The sequence below is a fragment of the Vibrio spartinae genome, assembly GCF_024347135.1.
In the GTDB taxonomy this organism is placed as follows: Bacteria; Pseudomonadota; Gammaproteobacteria; order Enterobacterales; family Vibrionaceae; genus Vibrio; species Vibrio spartinae.
In genome coordinates this window covers 151,101-173,700 of the sequence record NZ_AP024907.1, presented here as the reverse complement: position 1 = coordinate 173,700, position 22,600 = coordinate 151,101, and the positions used below count along the sequence as shown (strand labels likewise).

The 22,600-nt window shown below is 46.8% G+C and carries 17 protein-coding genes; 6 read left to right on the top strand and 11 right to left on the bottom strand.

Features of this window, described 5'->3' with window-relative positions:
- Window positions 1-290: 290 nt before the first annotated feature.
- From OCU60_RS00750 to OCU60_RS00725, 6 genes are all read right to left on the bottom strand, one after another.
- Window positions 291-788, bottom strand: a complete 498-nt coding sequence (locus OCU60_RS00750) for a hypothetical protein (RefSeq protein ID WP_074372323.1) — start codon at window positions 786-788, stop codon at window positions 291-293.
- A 407-nt stretch (window positions 789-1,195) separates the two neighbouring features.
- A complete protein-coding gene (locus OCU60_RS00745; protein ID WP_074372324.1) occupies window positions 1,196-2,155 on the bottom strand; it encodes a LacI family DNA-binding transcriptional regulator in 960 nt (319 codons plus the stop codon).
- Window positions 2,156-2,333: 178 nt separating this feature from the next.
- On the bottom strand, window positions 2,334-2,642 hold the full coding sequence (locus OCU60_RS00740; RefSeq protein ID WP_074372325.1) for a PTS lactose/cellobiose transporter subunit IIA: 309 nt from the start codon (window positions 2,640-2,642) through the stop codon (window positions 2,334-2,336).
- A gap of 39 nt (window positions 2,643-2,681) precedes the next feature.
- Window positions 2,682-4,067 (bottom strand): glycoside hydrolase family 1 protein, encoded by a 1,386-nt coding sequence (locus OCU60_RS00735; protein WP_074372326.1) that lies wholly within the window; start codon window positions 4,065-4,067, stop codon window positions 2,682-2,684.
- Window positions 4,068-4,146: 79 nt separating this feature from the next.
- Window positions 4,147-5,475 carry a PTS sugar transporter subunit IIC gene (locus OCU60_RS00730; protein ID WP_074372327.1) on the bottom strand — a complete coding sequence of 443 codons (1,329 nt, stop codon included), beginning with the start codon at window positions 5,473-5,475 and terminating at the stop codon, window positions 4,147-4,149.
- A gap of 25 nt (window positions 5,476-5,500) precedes the next feature.
- Window positions 5,501-5,815 (bottom strand): PTS sugar transporter subunit IIB, encoded by a 315-nt coding sequence (locus OCU60_RS00725; RefSeq protein WP_074372328.1) that lies wholly within the window; start codon window positions 5,813-5,815, stop codon window positions 5,501-5,503.
- Between the two features lie 418 nt (window positions 5,816-6,233).
- On the opposite strand from OCU60_RS00725, the gene OCU60_RS00720 reads away from it, so the two are divergent.
- Window positions 6,234-7,553: a PTS sugar transporter subunit IIC gene (locus OCU60_RS00720; protein ID WP_074372329.1), complete on the top strand. Its 1,320-nt coding sequence runs from the start codon at window positions 6,234-6,236 to the stop codon at window positions 7,551-7,553.
- Window positions 7,554-7,738: 185 nt separating this feature from the next.
- On the opposite strand, the gene OCU60_RS00715 is transcribed toward OCU60_RS00720, so the two are convergent.
- Complete coding sequence (locus OCU60_RS00715; RefSeq protein ID WP_074372330.1) at window positions 7,739-8,878, bottom strand: hypothetical protein; 1,140 nt, start codon at window positions 8,876-8,878, stop codon at window positions 7,739-7,741.
- Between the two features lie 602 nt (window positions 8,879-9,480).
- On the opposite strand from OCU60_RS00715, the gene OCU60_RS00710 reads away from it, so the two are divergent.
- On the top strand, window positions 9,481-10,569 hold the full coding sequence (locus OCU60_RS00710; RefSeq protein WP_074372331.1) for a hypothetical protein: 1,089 nt from the start codon (window positions 9,481-9,483) through the stop codon (window positions 10,567-10,569).
- 85 nt (window positions 10,570-10,654) lie between these two features.
- Here OCU60_RS00710 and OCU60_RS00705 read toward each other — a convergent pair whose 3' ends face one another.
- Together OCU60_RS00705 and recQ are read right to left on the bottom strand one after the other, a co-directional pair.
- Complete coding sequence (locus OCU60_RS00705) at window positions 10,655-10,957, bottom strand: DUF3630 family protein (protein WP_074372332.1); 303 nt, start codon at window positions 10,955-10,957, stop codon at window positions 10,655-10,657.
- The gene (recQ, locus tag OCU60_RS00700) at window positions 10,950-12,791 is read right to left on the bottom strand and encodes an ATP-dependent DNA helicase RecQ (RefSeq protein ID WP_074372333.1); all 1,842 of its coding nucleotides are present in this window, start codon (window positions 12,789-12,791) and stop codon (window positions 10,950-10,952) included. The genes OCU60_RS00705 and recQ overlap by 8 nt, the downstream gene beginning before the upstream one ends.
- A gap of 219 nt (window positions 12,792-13,010) precedes the next feature.
- On the opposite strand from recQ, the gene rarD reads away from it, so the two are divergent.
- From rarD to ggt, 3 genes are all read left to right on the top strand, one after another.
- On the top strand, window positions 13,011-13,922 hold the full coding sequence (gene rarD, locus OCU60_RS00695) for an EamA family transporter RarD (RefSeq protein WP_074372334.1): 912 nt from the start codon (window positions 13,011-13,013) through the stop codon (window positions 13,920-13,922).
- A gap of 55 nt (window positions 13,923-13,977) precedes the next feature.
- Window positions 13,978-14,637 (top strand): LysE family translocator, encoded by a 660-nt coding sequence (locus OCU60_RS00690; RefSeq protein WP_074372335.1) that lies wholly within the window; start codon window positions 13,978-13,980, stop codon window positions 14,635-14,637.
- 136 nt (window positions 14,638-14,773) lie between these two features.
- Window positions 14,774-16,519 carry a gamma-glutamyltransferase gene (gene ggt, locus OCU60_RS00685; protein WP_235862156.1) on the top strand — a complete coding sequence of 582 codons (1,746 nt, stop codon included), beginning with the start codon at window positions 14,774-14,776 and terminating at the stop codon, window positions 16,517-16,519.
- Window positions 16,520-17,216: 697 nt separating this feature from the next.
- Here the strand turns inward: ggt and yqfB are convergent.
- Window positions 17,217-17,534: a N(4)-acetylcytidine aminohydrolase gene (gene yqfB, locus OCU60_RS00680; protein WP_074372337.1), complete on the bottom strand. Its 318-nt coding sequence runs from the start codon at window positions 17,532-17,534 to the stop codon at window positions 17,217-17,219.
- 119 nt (window positions 17,535-17,653) lie between these two features.
- Window positions 17,654-19,828 carry a DNA helicase II gene (gene uvrD, locus OCU60_RS00675; protein ID WP_074372338.1) on the bottom strand — a complete coding sequence of 725 codons (2,175 nt, stop codon included), beginning with the start codon at window positions 19,826-19,828 and terminating at the stop codon, window positions 17,654-17,656.
- A 297-nt stretch (window positions 19,829-20,125) separates the two neighbouring features.
- Between uvrD and OCU60_RS00670 the strand changes: the two genes are divergently transcribed.
- Window positions 20,126-22,480, top strand: coding sequence for a phosphatase PAP2 family protein (locus OCU60_RS00670; RefSeq protein ID WP_074372339.1), 2,355 nt, complete (start codon window positions 20,126-20,128; stop codon window positions 22,478-22,480).
- Window positions 22,481-22,600: the final 120 nt, after the last annotated feature.

Sequence of the window (22,600 nt, the reverse complement as noted above, 5' to 3'; positions counted from 1 at the left end):
ATGGTTACAAAACCATCAATAAAGCCTACGCCATACTGAAGATTCTTAGGCGATTTTTCGTTCAGTTACAACGGCCGATTTAAAGTAAGAAAGTCAAAATATAGAATCAATTCCAGATTAATTTATCTGCATCGATAAAGCACTGTGTCGACTCTTCCGACAATATTATTGATTGGTGAACTTGTGTGTCCAAATATAGTTCGAATTCAAAAGTTTTATCACGCAACAATACCTGCACAGTGAGTCATCACACCATATAACTAAACAAAATTTTAGCTATTCAACGCAGATTAAATACTCTGCTCAAGTCTTCGTGATTCATGGCTGTCTTTCATTTCCACTTGCTCCAGCATTCTCTTCACGTATCGCTCTTTTCGTTTAGCTTTAACACCTATCCAAATAAAGAAGCCAGAAAACAGTAATACGACAGCAAGAGGAAGCGTGGTCAAAATGTCAGAAAACGCGATCATTCCTTCTCCGGAGAAGATAAACGCAATGATGCCCAATGTGATGATGCTCAGCAGTGCGCCGAAGAGGAAAAAAGGCCCCCCGTGACTCCGCCCGATTGATTTTACATGTTGTGACAGATTGATATAGCCATAACCTATCAACACGTTACTTTGGTGATCCTGAAACCCGGCAATGGCGACCAAGTCACCTTGATTCAATATCCATGGCTCCGACAGTCTCAGAAGCACTGTTTGGGAATTATCCAGCTCGATACGAACGGTTGTGGGGGTTACGGCTTGGTAAGATTGAACCTTACTCTCTGTTAAAGTCACATTCATCAGTTTTTATATTCAAGTTTGCCCATCAAAGAATAACGCGGACAGCGGCAATGAGATTGATTCATGAGTCATATCAAAAGTGATAAAAATAGAAGTGCATATGTCATATGAAACTAAGCTGTTATAATCGTTCAAATTATCTATTGAAGTCAATAAGATAATTATCATTTATATAGATACGTCCAGAAATGGTTCATTGTTATTGATAACAAAAACAAAATTAACTCTTTGATGATGCACGATTTGAAAAGACGATGAATTTAACTGGCTACTTGAGGATATAAATGAATTTGATGGTTAGCATTTTTAATATCAAAGAATTGTCATAATTCAATCCCCATGTACCACAGCCCGATTCAGTCTGTGGTACAGAGGATGAGTCAACCGGTTGTCTCTCAAAACCGATATCAGTTGCGATTCACCACTGAATCTCGTACAACCAGATTACCCTGAATACTTGATTTGTTCTCTGACGGATGACGGTCGAGGAAATTATCGAGCTCTTTCATCAGCACAGCGATCAATCGTTCAGACGGATAACTGATACACGTCAGCGCCGGGGTCAGTTGCTTGGCCAGTGACGAATCTTCCAGAGAAAGAATAGAGATATCTTGTGGGGTAGACAGGTTAAAATCCTGTAGCAGTTTCATTGCGACGGCGGCATGACTGTCTTTCATCACGATCAGTGAAGTAAATGATGAATAACTGTTCACAAGGTTCATCATCGCCAACTCTGCACTTTCATCAGCACTGACAATGAGTTGCCGGTTGATCGGAATCGACATGTTTTGCATGGCGATTTTATATCCCTCAAGCACTTGTTGAGACGCGTAATTCTGACCATCGAGCAAAATCGCGACTGATGCGTGTCCCTGACTGGAAAGATAACGACAGGCACTCTCACAAGCAAAACGATAGTCATAACTAATAGAACGACAGTTGTCATGCATATAACTATCAACCGCAATCGTTTTGTCGAGAGCTAAAGTCGGTATATCACCGCCAAAGGAGATAATGGCATCACACTGTCCATGCCCCCACGATTCCATCACTCGGTGATATTCCTCCGGTGTGTCAGCAAAACTGACCAACATCCGCTTGTCTCTTTGCTTAAGTGCATCGCACAGCAATGGCAGAAAAGTAGACACCTGACCGGTATCTGAGCTGGTCAAAACGACACCAATATAATCAGACTTCTGGGTCGCAAGGCTTTGCGCCATGATATTCGGGCGATAATTGAGCTCTTCCGCCGCTCTGAGCACCGCTTCGCGGCTTTCTTGTTTCACTCCCCGGCTGCCACTCATCACGCGAGAAACCGTCGCTTTTGAGACATTTGCCAACCGTGAGACATCAGTGATAGTAACCATGACAATCCTATTTAACCAAGGTCAATCAAAGGGAACATTCAGGATGGAAAACGGTTCCCGTCTGTTTTCATTTTACCTTTGAAGACATATTTAACAAGAGGACTGCACAATATTTACGCGAACAATCCAGTGATTGACTCACCGGATTGAACGTATCACCCGAATCAAGGCCAGTCATTCACTGTGCAATCCGCCGATGTACGTCGATCAATTCAACGACCAATTCCTTGGCAAGCATCGATGTCATCAAATGATCCTGAGCATGAACCATAATGAGCGTCATCGGTGTTTTTCCTTCCCCTTCATCCGCTTCGATCAATTGCGTCTGCACACGATGTGCGAGACTTGCAAATTCACTCGCCTGATGTAACAACATATCTGCCTGTTCAAAATCTCCGTTTTTAGCACTGCGTAGCGCTTCATAACAGAGACTCCGGGATTGCCCGGCATTGACAATAATTCCCATGACTTGTTCTTCTAGATCCATACTAAACTCCTATTCACCGTGCTCCTTGCATACGGCACTTTAATCATCAAATCCATTGCCTTCAGACACCTGAGCGAACCATTCACCGCTTTTTTTCAGGCTGCGTTGCTGTGTTGCCAAATCCAGTCGGTAAAAACCATAACGATTCTTATAAGCGTTGCACCAAGACCAGTTATCGATAAAGGTCCAGAGGTGATAGCCGAAACACGCAGAGCCTTCTTCAATGGCCCGGTGTATCCATTTCAGATGTTCACGAATGAAGTCAATGCGATAGTCATCCTGAATCTGTCCGTCTTTGAGGAATTTTTCTTCCCCTTCGACACCCATGCCATTTTCTGAGATATAGCAAGGAATATTGTCGTAGTGTTCCCGTAGATTGGTCAGAATGTCATAAATGCCTTTCTCATAAATTTCCCAACCCCGATGCGGATTCATCTTGCGGCCGGGCATTTCATAAGGCTCAAAGAACCATTCCGGTACAAAAGGTGCGTTAGGGTTCACCGCACTCAACCGCGCTTTCACTCGTCTTGGCTGATAGTAGTTAATCCCCAGTAGGTCGATTTTACTTTTAGCAATCAGCTCACAATCACCATCATGGATATTCGGTAGTTGCCCGTATTGCTTGAGTAAAGTCACGAGTTGCTGTGGATATTCCCCCCGAATCACCGGATCAAGGAAGCTTCGGTTAAACATCAAATCACAAATATTGGCAGCTTCCAGATCTGCCTGATGTTGTGAACGAGGATAGGACGGTGTCAGATTGAGCACGATGCCAATCCGTCCGCTCAGTTTCAGATCGCGATACTTGCTCACTGCCATCGCATGAGCCAATACGGTGTGATAGGCCACAGTTGCAGCACGACGAAAATCCAACACATTCGGATAATGGAAATCGTACAAGTAACCACCTTCAACCGGCACAATCGGTTCATTAAATGTAAACCAGTGCTTCACCCGATCACCGAACAGACGAAAACAAGTTTCGGCATAATCGGCATAGGCTTGTAATACGCGACGATTCTCAAAACCGCCAAGTGCCTGCATCTTCATCGGCATATCGAAATGGAACAGACAGATAAATGGTTCGATCCCTTGTTCAATCAGGGTGTCGATCACTTGATTGTAAAAATCAACCGCTTCAGGATTAACGTCGCCAGTCCCGTCAGGGATCAAACGAGCCCACGAAATCGAAGTCCGGAAACTGTTATGCTTGATGTCTTTCATCAATTGAATATCTGAACGGAAATGCTCATAAAACGTTGACGCATCTGTCGCAGAAACTCCTTGATGAAAGCGATTCGGTTCAGATTTGTACCAGTGATCCCAGATATTTTCCCCTTTTCCGCCAGAAAAGGCCGCACCTTCAGTTTGTGTCGCTGAGGCTGCACTTCCCCAATAGAAACGCTGCGGAAATTGATACTTCATATTTGTTCTCCATCAGCGGGCAGTTGCTCTGCCCGCACTATATATCTCTTATCTTGTTGGTTGATGTTGCACCGCACGATTAAACGGTAACGCCTTGTGGATGCTCAGCTTCTTTCTTCTTCGCTTCGGTTGCTTCTTTATCTAATAGCTGTTTCTCATAAGCTTTCAGGAAGGGCAGATACATCAGCGCAGCAGAACACATACACAATAGAGACAGAATCACCGGACTAATGGCCCAGTTAGCGGCCCATGATGCCCCGATTGGACCCGGAGTTGTCCATGGCGTCAGTGATACCACTTTTGCAACAAGACCCAAGTCCACTGCAAACCACGCAAACACCGCATTAATCATCGGAATAAATATGAATGGCAGGAAAAAGATCGGGTTCATGATGATTGGCGCCCCGAACAAAATCGGTTCATTGATATTAAAGAAGCCGGGGACAATGCCCATTTTCCCGATCGTTCTCAAGTGAACCGCTTTTGATCTCAGCAGTAGAAATGCCAGTGGTAAGGTTGACCCCACGCCACCAATCAATAAGTAGTGATCCCAGAAACCTTGTAGGAAAATATGAGGCAGTGCTTCACCTGCGGCCATCGCTGTTTGGTTTTCAGACAGATTGGTCATCCAAAATGGGTTCATGATCCCTGTAACGATTAACGCCCCATGAATCCCAGCAAACCAAAGGAGCTGACAAATAAAGACGGCAAGTAATACTGCGGCTAATGAGTCAGAAGCAGAAACTAATGGCTCAAGTAATGTCATAATCGCTTGAGGTAAAATCATACCGGTTTGTGATTCAATCAATAAATTGAGTGGATACAACGTCATAATGATGAACAAAACCGGGATAAGAATTTCAAACGAGCGGGAAACACCAGTCGGAACTTCCGGAGGGAGTTTAATCGTCACATGATGACGCTTCAGGAAGGCATACACTTCTGTCGCATAAATCGCGGTCAGGATTGAAGTGAATATCCCCTGTCCTGACAAGAATTGCATCGATATCGAACCATCTTTTAATGGCGCAGCAACCAGCAGAAATGCCATTAATGCCAGCAGGCCGGTCGTCATCGGATCAAGCTCATGGTGCTTAGCCAGACTGGAGCCAATCCCGACCGATATGAACACGGTCATAACCCCCATGCTCAGGTTGAAAGGTAACATGAGTTGGTCACGGTACTCGGACGAAAAGTCCAGCCACGCTCGGGCAAAGCCCCATGTTGTATCCGCGGGAAAGGGTGGAAAGATAAACACTAGCATAAATGATCCGACAATCATGAACGGCAGTGCCGCAATAAAACCATCCCTGATCGAGGTGAGATATTTCTGTTGACCAACTTTGACTGCTAGTGGTGTTAGTTTTTGTTCAATTGCATTGACCACATGGTCGTATAGAGTACTCATTTTGATGTCCTGTTCCTGATTTTTCTCAAACGCACTCGCCTATCAGTTCTATTGCAAAATCAAGCACTTTATCTCCATTTTGCATCCCATAATCCATCATATTGATAGGCTCGACTCTGATACCGTATTTGTCGGCTTTCTTTTGTAAGTCCTGTTGCATGTACTTAACCTGAGGGCCCAGCAAAACCACTTGATAGTTGCCTACCTGATCACTGAACTCCGAGGTACCATAGGCCTTTATATCTACATCAATGCCACGCTCTTTTGCTGCGGCTTCCATTTTCTTCACCAGCAACGAGGTTGACATTCCAGCTGAGCAACACAGCATGATTTTTTTCATAATCGAGACTCCTTACTTCGTTTCGATACGTTTGCTTCAACGATGATTTCGCTTAAGCATTAATTTGTTTAGATACGGATTGATTTGTTTAGGCGATTATCTGTTTAGACACCGAAAGTATGCGCCCATGGATTACGCTTGGAAACCGGTTTCCAAGCGTAATCCATGGGAATGTGAATTTGATCATTAAAACGGTCACAAGCAAGTATGATTCTATGATCCATCAAACAGATTCATCGATTCACAGTCATGCTGATTGAAAGAAAGGCACTGATTTTGCCAACGGTTTTACTAAAGTAAAAGGCAATATCACCATATGAAGGTGTGATCTAATCTTTATTTATAAATCGTTGTTTATGAAAGAATAGCAGGTTGGACAATCGGTTTCCAAAACCACTCATCAAGGACAAGGATCGCCATGAATCATTCCGTTACCAGACTGTTCGCGGACACACTTGATCATTATTTTTCACCGTATGCAAGGAAGTTAAGCCAAAGTCCCCACCTGATCGCGTTACGCGATGGTTTTCAGATCTCAATGCCTTTTGTCTTTATCGGTTGCATTTTGGTACCACTGATTTTTCCACTCACCTCAACCCTACCAATGGGCGAATCCTCATCGACTATCGCACTGTGGTGGGAATCATTCAGTCTCAGTCTACAACCCGTTATTCTGCCCATGTACCAAATCACACTGGGACTGGTTGCTTTGATCGTCTCATTTGGTGTCTCCGCCAGTCTGGCAAAACAATACCGTCTTCCGGAACGCTTATCCGGATTAACTGGTTGCCTCTCTTTTCTGATGCTGTCGGGATTTTCAACACTCAATACCCAAGAACTTTACTATCTGGGTGGCGGTGGCATTTTTACGGCACTCGTTGCAGGTATCTATGCCATTGAAGTCATTAACCTGTTTATCAAGAAAGGTTGGTACATCCATATGCCTGATGACGTACCGCTGATTACCGCACAAGGGTTTAAATTACTCATTCCGATCTTTGTCGTCTTCCTGACATTATCGTTATTTGATCTCATCCTAAAGCATGATGCTGGTGTGCATTTCCCCCACCTGATTGAAGCACTGTTCAAGCCACTCATTCTTGCCTCCGACAGTCTGGCTGCGGTGATTATTTCGATTCTGGTTTGTCAGCTCTTGTGGTTTGTCGGGATCCACGGTTCGATCATTATCACCAGCATCATGAATCCTTTTTGGATGACCAACCTGCTCGCCAATCAGGCAGCCATTGAAACCGGAGTCCAAATTCCACCACATATTTATACCGCATCATTCTGGGATTTTTTCCTCCTGATCGGTGGCGTTGGCTCAACACTACCGCTGGTATATCTTGCATTGAAGAGCCGCTCCAACCACATGAAGTCGGTCGGTAAAGTTGCTCTATTGCCTGCAATTTTTAATATTAATGAACCGATTTTGTTCGGCTTTCCGATTATCATGAATCCGGTATTTATTCTCCCTTTCATTTTTGTCCCGATATTGAATGCCACCATTGCTTGGTATCTGACTTCGATTGGCGTACTGGATCGAATCGTCATGATGCTGCCTTGGACTGTTCCCGCCCCGCTCGGCGCCACATGGGCCGCAAATGGCAGTATCGCCAACGTATTAATGGTGCTGTTTGCGCTCGTTAATGCCTATTGTCTTTATCTCCCCTTTTTCCGTGCCCACGAGAAAATCATTCTCGCGCAGCAAGAGCAAATCGCGCCCCAAAAGCATTAATATCCAATGGCCCGAAATCACCGCAGGCAGCCACCTGAATGAGAAAGACCGACAGTTCTCCCCCTGAACCGTCGGTTTTCCCTTTTCTAATAACCTGCTTTTCTTATTAACTTCTATCTATGACGCTGTTTGGTGAAACAGCTTTATATATTGAACAAAAACAAAACAACGCTGTTGTGCCCTCCTTAGAAATGGAAATCAATCTGAGTACGGAATAGATGTCGATAGGCACCTGCGTCACTACCGCCAGAACGGAACCGTTCCTGAACTGAGTAGAAGGTTTCCCAGACAACATTTTTAAATAACACATATTTCACCCCAAGAATGCCGCCTTTGGCATCACTGGGTAATGAACCCCATTCATCATCATGGGAGTAGTCCCCATATCTTCTGAAATCGATATAACGGAAATAAATTCCATATGACCCAACTTCTGCTAAGTCAGTATCTTTATAATCGATTCGGTACTCTTGGCTGGTGTTATGATGTTCAGCATTTGTCATCGCAAATGCACCACGGAGTAGAATGTCATCCGTCAGGCGGTATTGCAGTTCAAATGCGCCCATCCGATCCATTTTCTGTGCATCACTTTTGTTTTCGTTAGTCGCAAAGGTCAGACTGGTCTGCAAATCATCGGTCAAGCTACCAGTCAAGTTCGCACCGGCAATCGAAACATCAGAACTGTTTGGCATGGTCACCAAATCACCCTGTCTTGGTCTCAGCCAAAATGCTTTAGCATTCCATCCGGGCAAAACATCATAATCAAGCTGAACCCCGTCGGCCGCATGACCAAACGGAACCGCCTGAAATCCGTAGCCCCACCATTTCGTCCCTAATGTCACACCAACACCACCAGGACGTCCTTCAACCCAAATCCGCTGTAATGTCCCATCTTGGTCACTACTGCCGTTATCCCCGTTACGCCATGACTGCGTGACGGTATAGCCTTTACGTGTCTCGATCTGGAAGTTCGCACTCCAGTCTTCCGAGACTTTCATCTTGCCTTCTAAATCCATATAGAAATGCTTGTTATTGGCACCGGAACCAATTGACTCACGATCATCGTGATCGTATTTTGCTCTGAAAAAACCAAAGATATGTACCCGATCCATCATCGCTTTCAGCGAGGCAATCGAATCAGTGTCCATCGACTCTTCATAATCCATTCTTTCTTTTTTCAGCTTTTGTAGTTCACTCTGATATTGCTGATGTAACTGTTCGAGTTGTTGGATTTGAGTGTCCAGCGCTGCTTTATCCACTGCGGCAGCAACTGAACTGAATGACCAGCAGGCTGCCAGCATCACTGGGAGTACCTTCAGTCCCATCTGTTTTTTCCTGTCCATAGTTTTCTCGTCTTTATTTTATCTATCGTTTCAGACCATCCTCCCGAAATTGACCCCATGTTCCCTTGAAACCAAAGGTCCATCACGCTCAGTTCTCACAACCGTCGACAGATTTGGCAACGCTTCAAAATACGGAAACAACCATCAGCAACGATCATATTTAAAGAATCACAGCACTTTTTCGAGAGCTCAGTTATTGTTCAAAGCCAGTCTAATTCTATAAACAACAATAGATTGTGGTGATCAGCACGATTTTTCAGATTCAGGGCAAATATTGGAAACCGGTTTCCAATATTGTTACGAATATCACCTTTTTATCTCGAAAAAGTTCTGGCGCCATGATGAATGATGGAATTCGAATGAATGAGCAGAAGGAATAACAAGTCATCCAAGGGTTGTTATCGTTATAACTATATGCAATAGAGCCAACAAATGTGAGCCGGTATAGAAAACAGAGAGTCATATAGAAAATAGATACGTTTGTTATAGACACTTGAACATAAAGCCGTTTTTATCCATTTGAGCATTTGCTCAAGTGACTTACTTCTTAGACCTATTTTCTTTCTTAGACCTATGGATAAATTATGATAAAAAAATATTTCATCTACTTCGCGAGTGTATGTCTGTCTTTCAGCGCGATTGCTAAAACGGGTGTCTTTCCGAAACAAGATTTTGATCAACTGAGTTATGGGTTGTACTGGTTTGGCGCCAATGACCAATATCAGAAAGGCGGGCAAAATACACGCAATGGCAGCACCTATTATGATCCATCCAGACCGACACTGATTCTGATTCATGGCTGGCAATCCAATCATACGATCGAACAAAACAGAACCGTCTACTGGGAAAACGGTGGGGGAACACCTGATATCGACTTTGCCAACCTCTGGCGTGCCGAAGGCTATAATGTAGCCATGTTATATTGGGATCAATTTGCTGATGAATCTGAGCTAAAAGATGCTGAAGCGAAAATCTGGTCAGCCAACGGGCCGAGAAAAATGCGCTGGCGCGACAGTCGCGGAAACTACCATGCTGGCCCGACGGAGAATGTCACCGAATTATTACTGCAACAGTATCTCAATGCCATGCAAGGATATCGGGGCAATGATATTCGCCTTGCCGGACACAGTTTGGGTAATCAGGTCGCGATCCGTCTGGCGGATCAACTGGCAACACTGGCAGAACGGGGGCAGATTGCCAACAACATCGTGCCACAACGCGTATCATTGCTGGATGCATTCTACTCCAATCACAGTAAAGATTATTTGCATGGCCGCTGGGTGGGTGAAGCTGCCCGGGAAGCGGTCAGTCGTCTCAAACCCAAAGGGATCGCGATCGACTCCTATCGAACTTCAGCGGTCGCATCAACACCATTTATCGGTGACGAGAACCGCGCCCTGCATAATGCGGTCGCTTTTGTGGAACAACAAACTCACTTCTTTAATCAGACACAGCAGGGAGAAAAGCATAACGCGGCTATCTGGCTGTACCTCTGGTCCATTATTTATCCGGCCCCAGTCGTCATAGATAGTAGTCTGCCGGGTATTTCTGCCTCCGCGAGCAACGCACAAGTCAGACGCTGGATGGCGACCACGGATCATTTACAACAAGTTTCGGGTGGCGACACCAAAGAGCCGCTGGATAATCTCTACGAAACCGATAATGCGCTGTGAATGGCGTTGAGATAAATTGAATTGGGATAAATTGAGTTAGGAGAAATAGAGTCCGAACGGATAGCGGATCGTGGATCGATGGCGTTCACAGCCCTTTAGTCAACATATGGGCAAGAAAATCGGTGATTTCTCGATCCGCTGTTGGATTCAGTGCTTCAAACCATAAGACCCCGGCATAGTGTTCCGCTTTGAGAAACAGGTGTGTCCCTTCAAAATCAATCAGCCAAGTGTGAATATCGGCATCACACTGTTTCTCGATAATCGCCGCGGGCAGCAATTCCATCAGTCGAGCCCCTAAACGAGGAAATGAATCGAAATCAAAGTGTCGGGTCTCCAGAATAATCACACCGGAATCCACCAAATACTCACGCAGAGAAAATTCAGCCATGATAAGTCAAATGCTCCTGAATCAAATCCAAAAACGGATCGGCATATTTTTCCAGTTTTCTTTGTCCGACCCCGCTGACCGCCAGCATCTCGCCATACGATGTCGGTAAAATATCGGCCATGTCGATCAACGTTGCATCACTGAATACGACATAAGGCGGAATCCCGTCTTCATCTGCAATTGATTTTCTGAGTTTGCGCAGTTTGGCAAACAACTGTCGATCATAGGTCTTGCTGCTCAGCTTCTCCGCTTTAGATGCTTTCACCGCAGTATCCAAACGCGGGACCGCCAATTCCAGCGCCACTTCTCCCCGCAGTAACGGCCGGGCTTCTTCCGTCAACTGCAATGTCGAATTCCGCGTAATATTCTGTTGGAGCAGCCCTTTATGAATCAACTGACGGAAGATACTGACCCAATAATCATGGCTGTGTTCCCGGCCAATACCGTAGGTGCTTAGCTGATCATGACCATTTTCACGAATCCGTATATTCTGCATTCCACGCAACACTTCAACGACATAACCAATCCCGAAATTTTGCTTCACCCGATAAACGCAAGACAAGGCTTTCTGAGCTTCTTTGGTTGCATCGAACATCTTGGGGGGATCCAGACAAATATCACAGTTGCCACAAGGCTGTTCACGATATTCACCGAAATAATTGAGTAAAACCTGACGACGGCAGGTTTGCGCTTCGGCAAAAGCACTCATCGCATTGAGCTTATGACTCTCAACTTGCTTTTGCGGACCATCCACTTTTTCATCCAGAATGCGACGCAACCAACCCATGTCCGCCGGGTCATAGAGCATCACGGCTTCAGCCGGTAAGCCATCTCGCCCTGCCCGACCCGTTTCCTGATAATAAGATTCGATATTACGAGGGATATCAAAGTGCATGACAAAACGGACATTCGACTTGTTGATCCCCATGCCGAACGCGACGGTCGCGACGACGATCTGAACATCATCGCGCTGAAATGCTTCCTGAACATAATTCCGTTCATCGACATCCATACCGGCATGATACCCTGCCGCCCGAAAATGGTTCTGACATAATTTTTCAGTCAGCATTTCTACCTTTTTCCGGCTGCCACAATAAATAATGCCGCATTGCCCTTGCTGAGTGCCTAAAAAGCGGATGACTTGAGAGACCGGTTTATGTTTTTCCAGCAGCGCGTAACGAATATTCGGTCGATCAAAACTCCCCAGATAAATATGCGGGGCATTTAAATGCAGTCGGCTTTGGATATCCTGCCGCGTCGATTCATCGGCAGTTGCTGTCAGGGCGATAACCGGCACTTGGGGGAAAGCCTGTTTCAATTGTCCTAAAGCCGCATATTCCGGACGAAAATCGTGCCCCCACTGGGAAATACAGTGTGCTTCATCCACGGCAATCATCGCAATCTGCATCTGGTGTAACCGTTCGATAAAGTCGGCCATTAACACCCGTTCCGGTGAAACATACACCAACTGCAAAGTCCCGGCATTCATCCGCTGATACGTCTTGATCAGCGCTTCTTTACTCATACTCGAATTAATACAGGCCGCAGCGACACCGTTGGCAACCAATTGATCCACCTGATCTTTCATCAGAGAGATCAATGGCGATATCACCAGCGTAATACCATCAAGCATAATCGCCGGAATTTGGTAACACAGTGATTTTCCGCCGCCGGTCGGCATGATGACCAGACTATCTCGTCCGGCAAGTACCGTATCAATCACATCCTTTTGACCCAGACGAAACGTCTGATAACCGAAGACGGTATTCAGTACAGATTCTGAGCTGGTTGAAGCGTGGTCGTCTTGTTCGGCAATCAATGATGCAGCGGTCATGAAATACTCAATATGATGGGTTTCGCAGAAGAATGGTTATGCACAGCGGCTATTGTAGTGGGGTTAGATGCGGAATAAAACCATAAATTCTTCGACCCTTCTCGCGAAAACACGCGGAACAAATCAATGCCGGAGATCCACTGGCGTAGTGTATAATGCATCTCTTATCACAATATCATCCTATTTTATTAAGCATAAAATAACTTCAGCGGTACAACTATGAACGATGAACAGCAAGCGCGACAAGGAGTGCTCTTTGCTCTGGCCGCCTACCTAATGTGGGGCATTGCACCCGTTTATTTCAAAATGCTCGAACATATCAATCCGGTAGAAATTATCTGTCACCGGATTCTCTGGTCTTTCCTGCTGCTGGCTGTGCTGCTGCATTTCGGGAAGCAATGGCCGATGATTCGCAATCTGCTGTCAGATCGACGCAAAATTTATTATTTAATCGCAACATCGGTGCTGATTGGTGGCAACTGGTTGATTTTTATCTGGGCGATTAATAATCATCATCTGCTGGATGCCAGTCTTGGCTATTATATCAATCCATTACTCAATGTGATTTTGGGGATGGTGTTTCTCAATGAGCGACTACGCATCCTACAGTGGGTAGCGGTTGCTCTCGCCACGATTGGCGTGGTAATTCAGCTCATCCTGTTCGGTTCGATCCCTATCATTGCCATTGCACTTGCCAGTACCTTCGGGATTTACGGGCTCCTACGTAAAAAAGTCATGGTCAGTGCGTTAAATGGTTTGTTTATTGAAACCTTGATTTTAGTGCCGGTAGCCCTGATATATTTGCTTGGTTTTGCCAACTCCGCAACCAGTAACCTGACCGAGAATTCATTCCATCTCAATGGATTACTTGCGATGGCAGGTGTGGTTACGACACTTCCCCTGCTCTGTTTTGCCGGTGCCGCGACTCGCATGAAACTTTCAACTCTCGGTTTCTTTCAATATATCGGCCCGAGTATGATGTTTATTTTGGCAACGGTTTTTTATGGCGAACCCTTTAGCCCCGATAAAGCGACCACGTTTTTATTCATTTGGGGGGCATTGATACTTTTCAGCTATGACGGTATTCGTAGTCATCATCGCAAACGCCCTGTCGTTGTGATAGAAGAATAATCCCTTGAGACTGAAGCAAAAACGACACAAACAACGGTGAGGAACGCCAACAAATATGACCAACGAATACCAGATTCTCCTGACGCTCGCGAGCATTCACTGGATTGCATTAATGAGCCCGGGGCCAGACTTCGCACTCGTGATTCAGAATGCCACCCGCTATGGCAGAACAACCGGTATTTATATTGCGCTCGGCCTATCGTTCGGGATTCTGATCCATTCGATTCTCAGTCTGACCGGCATCAGTCTGATCGTTCATACCCATCCGGTTTGGTTTGCGCTGATTCAAATCGCAGGGGGCAGCTATCTGGCCTGGCTGGGTCTGTCCACCTTGAACAGCCTGTATCAACGCAGGAAGGTCCGTCATCAGCCTGAAACACAACCGCCTGCCTCTTTGTGTCTGGACAATCACAAGCAGGCTTTCTCTAAAGGTTTTCTGACCAATCTCCTCAATCCGAAAGCGCTGGTGTTTTTCATCAGCCTGATGTCGAGTCTGATCCCGGCTGACTTTTCCGCTTCAGGAAAAATACTCGCTCTGGTAATACTGTGGGGGCTATCCTTTTTCTGGTTTGCGCTCCTCGCGTGGCTACTTTCCGGTCAGCGATTACAAAATAAATTACAGGCTGCAGCCGTATATATTGATGGACTCTGCGGTGTCATTTTCTCCGTTCTCGGTCTGATGATCGGTTATCATGCAGTCACCTCACTGACATGATTGTCATACGATTGTTGACTCGGGTGACTCAACAACGCGTCACCCGCGACAAATCACGTTAAGCCGCTGGATTTATAAGACATGAGATGTCATTCTTGGTGTTGCATAAATGTTAATGCAACATGGAGGTTTCCCGGTGAAAATAAAAACATTACTGATACTCTCAGGGTTGTTCACGACCCTAAATATCCACGCTGCACAAGTTGCTGATTCTGTCGCACCAGAAATCAACACCGGTCATGATGTCAAAACACTGACTCATGCCAAGCAGTGGATGGTCACAGCAGCAAACCCGCTCGCGGCCAAAGCAGGTGCAGATATCCTTCGTCAGGGCGGCAACGCCATTGATGCAATGGTTGCGGTACAATTGATGCTCGGTTTAGTTGAGCCCCAATCGTCAGGGATTGGCGGGGGCGCATTCATGGTATACTGGGATCAGAAAAAACAGCATCTCACCACTTTTGATGCCAGAGAAACAGCTCCCGTGCAGGCCACACCTGAACTTTTTCTGGATGAACAAGGACAACCGCTCCAGTTTTACGATGCCGTTGTCGGTGGCCGTTCTGTCGGTACTCCCGGCACCGTGAAGCTGCTCTGGGAGACCCATCAGAAATATGGCAAGCTGCCTTGGAAAAAACTCTTTGCTCCCGCGATTGAACAGGCAAAGCAAGGGTTCCGCATCAGCCCGCGTCTCGCCAAGCAAATTGCTGATGATACTCAGCGCCTGAGCCGATACCCCGGGACACGCAATTACTTTTTTGACCCTCAAGGAAATCCGAAACCAGCCGGTACGCTGCTCAAAAACCCGGAATACGCCCAAACATTAGCGACGATTGCCAACGGTGGGGCGAATGCATTCTATCGGGGCGATATCGCCAAAGATATTGTGGCAACGGTCCGCCACGCTCCCGGTAATCCCGGGGTTCTGTCACAAACAGACTTTGACAACTATACCATCAAAGAACGCCAGCCCGTTTGTGCGGACTATCAGGGCTATGATGTCTGCGGGATGGGGCCGCCAAGTTCAGGCGCACTCACCGTCGGACAGATTCTCTCAATGGCTCAACATTTTGACTTAAAAAAATGGGGCGCGACGAGTGAGAAGTCATGGCAGGTGCTTGCAGATGCTTCACGGTTAGCATTTGCAGATCGAGGCAAATTCATGGCAGATGAAGACTTTGTGCCGATGCCAACATCAGGGTTGGTCAATCAAGACTATCTTGCCCAACGCGCCCAACTCATTCAGCCCGGTCAAGCCCTCACCAAGGTTTCAGCGGGAAACCCGCCATGGCAGCACGCCATGCAACTCGGTACGGATCAGGCCATCGAGCTGCCTTGTACCAGTCATTTTAATATTGTTGACCGAGACGGTAATGTCGTATCGATAACGACGACGATTGAAAACGGGTTTGGCTCTCGCCTGATGGTCCGGGGATTTTTACTCAACAACGAGCTGACAGATTTCTCGTTCAAGTCACATGACGGAGATAACCCCGTCGCGAACCGCGTCGAACCGGGCAAACGTCCTCGCTCTTCGATGTCACCGACAATTGTTCTGAAAGATGGTCAGCCTTATCTGGCAATCGGTTCTCCGGGAGGCAGTCGCATTATCGGCTACGTGGCTCAGGCTCTGATCGCGCATCTGACTTGGGGACAAGATATCCAGCAAGCTTTAAACATGCCGCATATTGTCGATCGCTTTGGTCCCGTCGATCTTGAACAAGGTACCACCGCAGAACAACTAAAACCTGCATTGGAAAAGATGGGCTATCACGTCAATGTTCGCGCTCTGAACTCCGGACTTCATGCGATTCGTCTCACCAAAGATGGTCTTGAAGGCGCGGCCGACCCACGGCGAGAAGGCGTGGCGATCGGTGAATAAGATGTAACCAGTAGCATAGTTGTTTGGCTCACTCGATTGTAAGAGATCTCTCACAAATGAGTGAGCCAATAGAGATTCAGACTAAAGATATTTTCACAAATTTACATTTAAGTTATTGAATAGTATTAAAAAGTACATTTATCCATCAGTTATTTGTCAAAATTCTGTTATCTCACACGATTGCCGAATCCACGCAAAACCGTAATATATAACTTGTCAGCAGGGAGTTGGCACAAGGACATCGAAAGGAATTGATTCGTTGACAGGATGGTCACGAACAGGGATGACGATGGACACACCCGGGAAGGGTAATCACATCAGGATGATGTCAGGGATGGAAGTGCTAACAGGATGGTTAGCAGACGAGGACGTCAAGGACACCGCTAGGAAGGCGATGGAAGGATCGGCTGAAGGATTCAGCAGACTGATCAAGGATTAGATGCAGGACGCACTTATCGTAGCAGGATGGCTGCAAGCAAAGAATAGAACCCCGGTGGGCATTGCTCCCGGGGTTTTCCTTATTTGTCTCCGCCTCTTTTGACAGACAGAAGCTTTTACAGACAGAAACAGATAGCGCTGCGCTCATGTAAAACCCACGCTTTCAAGAATTGAGACCGATCGATAGTCAATATCACCCACCGCTGTCTCACGCACTCTGCGTGGCTGACGCTGAGGGATAAATGAATATTATCTGAGATTACAATCGCTTAAATGTGATCACAAACAGCTCATCCGTTTCGGGGTAGACTTCCCGGATCAGCGCTTTCAGTGCCGGTAATTCCAGATATTCCTGCCGGGCATGGTCTTGATTAATCTCATCAAACCGGAGCGGCTCAACCGCAACAATTTCAATGTCGCACACCTTTTGATGGGTCTCCAGAGTAAACACCTCAACCTGCGAACCGACGACATAATGGCTCTCAGACCGATCTCGGATCGTGATCGTTTTTAACCCCTCAGCCACAAAAGGAGTCAGAAACTCAAAAAATGTTATTTGGGTTGGAATCGGATGCATCACTCATCATTCACGTTTTTAAAATACCGCCCCGAAGGGGCAAATTGCTGGATCACAAGTTCACAGCCCGCGTATTGTCATGACAGAGTCAGTCATGATGGTAACGACAAGGCCGATGACTAAAGCGCTTCCAGCTTCGCATAGGCCGTTACCAGCCATTTGATGCCTTCACCGTTAAACGCGACCTGAACCCGGCTTTGTGCCCCAGCCCCTTCAAAATTAATAATGGTACCTTCACCGAATTTCGGGTGTTTTACCCGACTGCCCAGACTAAATCCGGTTTCATTGAAGCTCTCTTTGACCACTTTCTGGCTGAATCGGCCGGTGCTGGTCGGGCGGCTGACCTGAGCTTTCATCCGTACTTCATCGAGGCACCCTTCCGGCAATTCGCGAATAAAACGTGATGGTTTGTGATATTTATCCTGCCCGTATAAACGCCGCATTTCCGCATAAGTAATGTAGAGCTTCTTCATCGCCCGGGTCATCCCGACGTAGCAAAGACGACGCTCCTCTTCCAGCCTCCCGGCTTCTTCTACCGACATCTGGCTAGGGAACATCCCCTCTTCGACACCAACCATAAACACCAGCGGAAACTCCAAGCCTTTGGCACTGTGCAATGTCATCAGTTGCACGGCATCATCGAATTCATCGGCCTGCCCTTCTCCGGATTCCAGTGCCGCATGAGTCAGGAATGCTGTCAGCATACTCATCTCTTCGGCTTCTTCAGGCTTTTCAAATTGACGCGTTGCGGTGACCAGCTCTTCCAAGTTTTCCAGACGGGCTTTTGACTTCTCACCTTTTTCTTGCTCATACATCGTATACAAACCAGAAGCTTTAATCACATGGTCAGTCTGACGGTGCAACTGCATCTCAAACGTGTCATCTTCCAGTGCATTGATTAATTCGACGAAGCGGCTCATTGCACCACCGGCTCGGCCCACCAGCACTTTTTCTTCCAGAAGCTGAACACTCGCCTGCCACATCGTACAACCACGCTCACGCGCCGCGAAACGCACTGTTTCCAGCGTTTTATCGCCCAGCCCGCGTGTCGGTGTATTGACGACGCGTTCAAACGCAGCATCATCATTACGGTTTGAAATCAGACGCAAATAGCACAGTGCATCTTTAATTTCTTGTCGTTCAAAGAATCGCATCCCACCGTAGATCCGATAGGGCAGTCCGGCTTGAATCAAGGCTTCTTCCAGCACCCGAGACTGGGCATTATTCCGGTAGAGCAACGCGGTATCCTTCAATGCACCGCTTTCATCCTGCCAAATCTTAATTTTGCTGACCACAAAACGCGCTTCATCCAGCTCGTTATAAGCGGAGTACACCGAAATAGATTCGCCCTTCTGTCCTTCCGTCCATAGGTTTTTCCCCATCCGTTCGGTGTTATTGGCGATCAACGTATTCGCAGCTTCAAGAATGGTCTGGGTGGAACGATAGTTCTGTTCGAGACGGATCGTATTGACTGCCGGAAACTCCTGAGCAAATTTCTCGATATTTTCAACCTTGGCACCTCGCCAGCCATAAATAGACTGGTCATCATCACCGACAATCATCACATGACAATCGGGGCCAGCCATCAGCCGGAGCCAAGCGTACTGAATATTGTTGGTATCCTGAAACTCATCCACCAAAATGTGTTTAAAACGGGCCTGATAATGCTCGCGGATAAACTGATTCTCTCGCAGTAACTCCTGCGTTCTGAGCAGAATTTCTGCGAAATCCACCAAACCAGCACGGTCACAGGCTTCCTGATAGGTCTGATATAACCGCAGATAAGTCGTGGTCACCGGATCATGATAGGTATCGATATGCTGAGGCCGAATGCCCTCATCTTTCTTCCCGTTAATCCACCAGCAAACCTGACGGGCCTGCCATTGTTTCTCATCCAGATTCTGCGCTTTGATCAGCCTGCGGATTAAACGCAGCTGGTCTTCAGAATCGATAATCTGAAAATCTTCCGGTAATTTGGCGTCCAGATAATGAGCGCGCAAGATGCGATGGCAGATACCATGGAAAGTCCCGTTCCACATCCCCGAGGCACTGCCCATCATCAACGCTTCAATCCGGCCACGCATCTCGGCAGCAGCCTTATTGGTGAATGTCACTGACATGATTGAAAATGGTGAAGCTTCTTCAACAGTCATTAGCCAGGCAATTCGGTGGACCAATACCCGGGTTTTACCACTCCCAGCACCGGCCAGTACCAATAAATTCTGCAAAGGGGCTGCAACAGCTTCCCGCTGTTTATCGTTTAAACCGTCGATTAAGAGAGAGGGGTCCATCATGGTGACATCACTGGCTATTTATACATGGGTGTCGATTATAACCATAAATGGACATCAAATGCTCGCCTGTCTTTGTGATCTTTGTACTATCACACCGGTTTCTTACCACACCGACACCTGCATCAATACATCATACAAACGTCACAATTGATTCATATATCAATGCTAATTTACTGAATTCAAAATGAAAATTCTCAACATTCTATTTGTTCCAATATAACGCGCCCCTTTTTTCCTGACACAATTTCCAGGTTGTGGGGATCACGCTGCTTAAAATTAATAGTAAGGATACTTCTTATGATCAATCATAAATATCATACCCGATATCTGGCATTGTCAGCGATCACGCTGGCCTTAGCCGCATGTAATCACTCCGATAAAACTTATACCAACCCAGGGATTCCGACAGGAAAATCGGGGAGTTTGCTCATCAGCGAACCAGTATTAAGCGGCACCAATGTTGCGGTTGTTGATGGTGATATCCCAACCACCAACGACACCAAAAATACAGTGGCCCTTGACCCGGATTCAAACCCGATTATTCAGATTTTGAGTGGATTTGATAATATCTGGTATGCCGGTGATGATACTTGGGCCGGTAATGGTTCCAATACGCTGAACGCCGTCAATGGTAACAGCGGTGTTGCGGGAGGGGGCTCAACCAGTACGACACTGGCGATTCCGTTTAACTTCTCCAATGACGTCATTCGCGACATGGCCATCTGGAAAGAAAACTTTGATTATGTCACGACGTTAACTCGCCCCGGCCAGTCAAAGCCAGATGTGGATCGCAATGACAAAGCCGCTCTGGTCTTCGCCTATCTGGATGACCAACGGGATAAAGGTTTCAGTCTTAACGATGGTTTGGGGCCGCTCACCGAAGATTACCGCACCGGAGCCAACTCTCACTCATCCTACGGGACGGACAGCAACAACGATGTCACGCTGACAGATAATAGCAACAACGTGACCACCGTTGATGTCACCTCAGCAAATTATAATAAAGGCCTCAACAAAAAACTCGCCACTCATATCCAAACCGGATACGGCACCACGACAGACGGTGGCAGTCCAACGGCACTAAGCAATGTGGTCGATTTACTCAATGCGATAGCTTCTCACGGCGCATCCAGCCAAGCGCCAAAATATCATTTTGCATCCCCTCGTCCGTGGCGCATTAGCAAAGATAACTACGATGTGGCTGAGTTTAATGATCCATCTAAATCGGTTTACAGTACCATCACTGACTTCAGCAAGTTAGATCGTGTCACCTGTCTCAATCCGGACGGGACAACAGACACGGACAAATACTACGAACGTCCGGCGAATCCAATTGTTACCCCCATGTCCGGCCTGATTTGTGCCGCCCGGACCACTTACCGTGAAAAAAGCGGAGGCGGCTACAGTGAGGGCTATGATTTCAATGCTTCTCCGCTGGCAACCGAGACATTTTCCAGCCGGGCAAAAGACGGTGCGTTCCCGAGTGGTCATACGGCAGAAGCATTTGACCGCGGTCTAGGCTACGCTTACGCCATTCCGGAGCGTTTTGCTGAAATGGTGGCTCGTGCCGGAGATCTCGGGCAAAACCGGATTGTGGCTGGTATGCACTCTCCGTTAGATGTGATTGGCGGACGGATTATGGCAACGGCGATAACAGCGGCCACGCTGACCGATCCCAATAATGCAACCACGGCCAGCAATGCTTACAGTCAGGCCAACAGCTACTTTACGACCAAAGCAACTACGGCTGGTTATGATAGTATTTATGACTACGCACACTGTACAACCGATGCAGAAAAGCCATGTAGCAAAACGGACCGTTATGCCGATCATGCAGCAATGAAAGCCCGCTACAAAGCTTATATGACTTATGGTTTCAGCCCACTCAATGAACCGAAACTTGCGCCTGAAGTTCCGAAAGGTGCCGAAGCGTTACTGGAAACCCGCTTCCCTTATCTGGATAGCAATCAGCGTCGTGTCGTGCTGGCAACCACTGAAATCGATTCAAATTATCCGGTGATTAATAAATCACGCGGATGGGGACGCTTGAATCTGGTTGATGCGGCTGACGGTTACGGTGCTTTCAATGTCAATACGACTGTGTTTATGGATGAGGCAAAAGGCGGATTTAACGCAGAAGATCACTGGTGGAACGATATTTCAGGTGAGGGCCGTCTGACCAAAAGCGGAACCGGCTCTTTATACTTGGAAGGCAAGAACACCTATCGAGGCGGCACCATTTTAAATGCTGGCTTTTTGGTCGGAACATCTGCCACAGCATTTGGTTCGAATACCTTATATCAACAGGGTGGCACCGTTGGGGTGGCAATCAAAGCCGGTGCTTCAGATCGAACTCAGGGCGAGCTAACTGTCTCTGACTTCGTTCAGGCCGACGGAAAGCTAGAGCTAGATCTGACCAAAAACGCGCGTCTGAATGCATCCAATGGTATTTACCTGATCGGAACGGCAAACCAGCTCACGCTTGACATCCCGACACTAACAACAGCAACGACCTACACCGTGCTGTCATCCAACCATCTGGAAGGGACCTTCCAGAAAGTGACGGCAACGGACACCGATGGGAAGACTTATCAGGTGAGCATTGACTACTCAAGTACCGACGCAAGTGTCACGGTTTCACCGCAAGCTTAATAACGACACACCGTGCTAGTGTGATATCACGGTGTTTTTATCATTGCCCGATGTAGTTAGCCAATGATGTCGTTAACCCATGAGTCGTTAACCAATACGTATAAAGCCCTGTGATTGCTC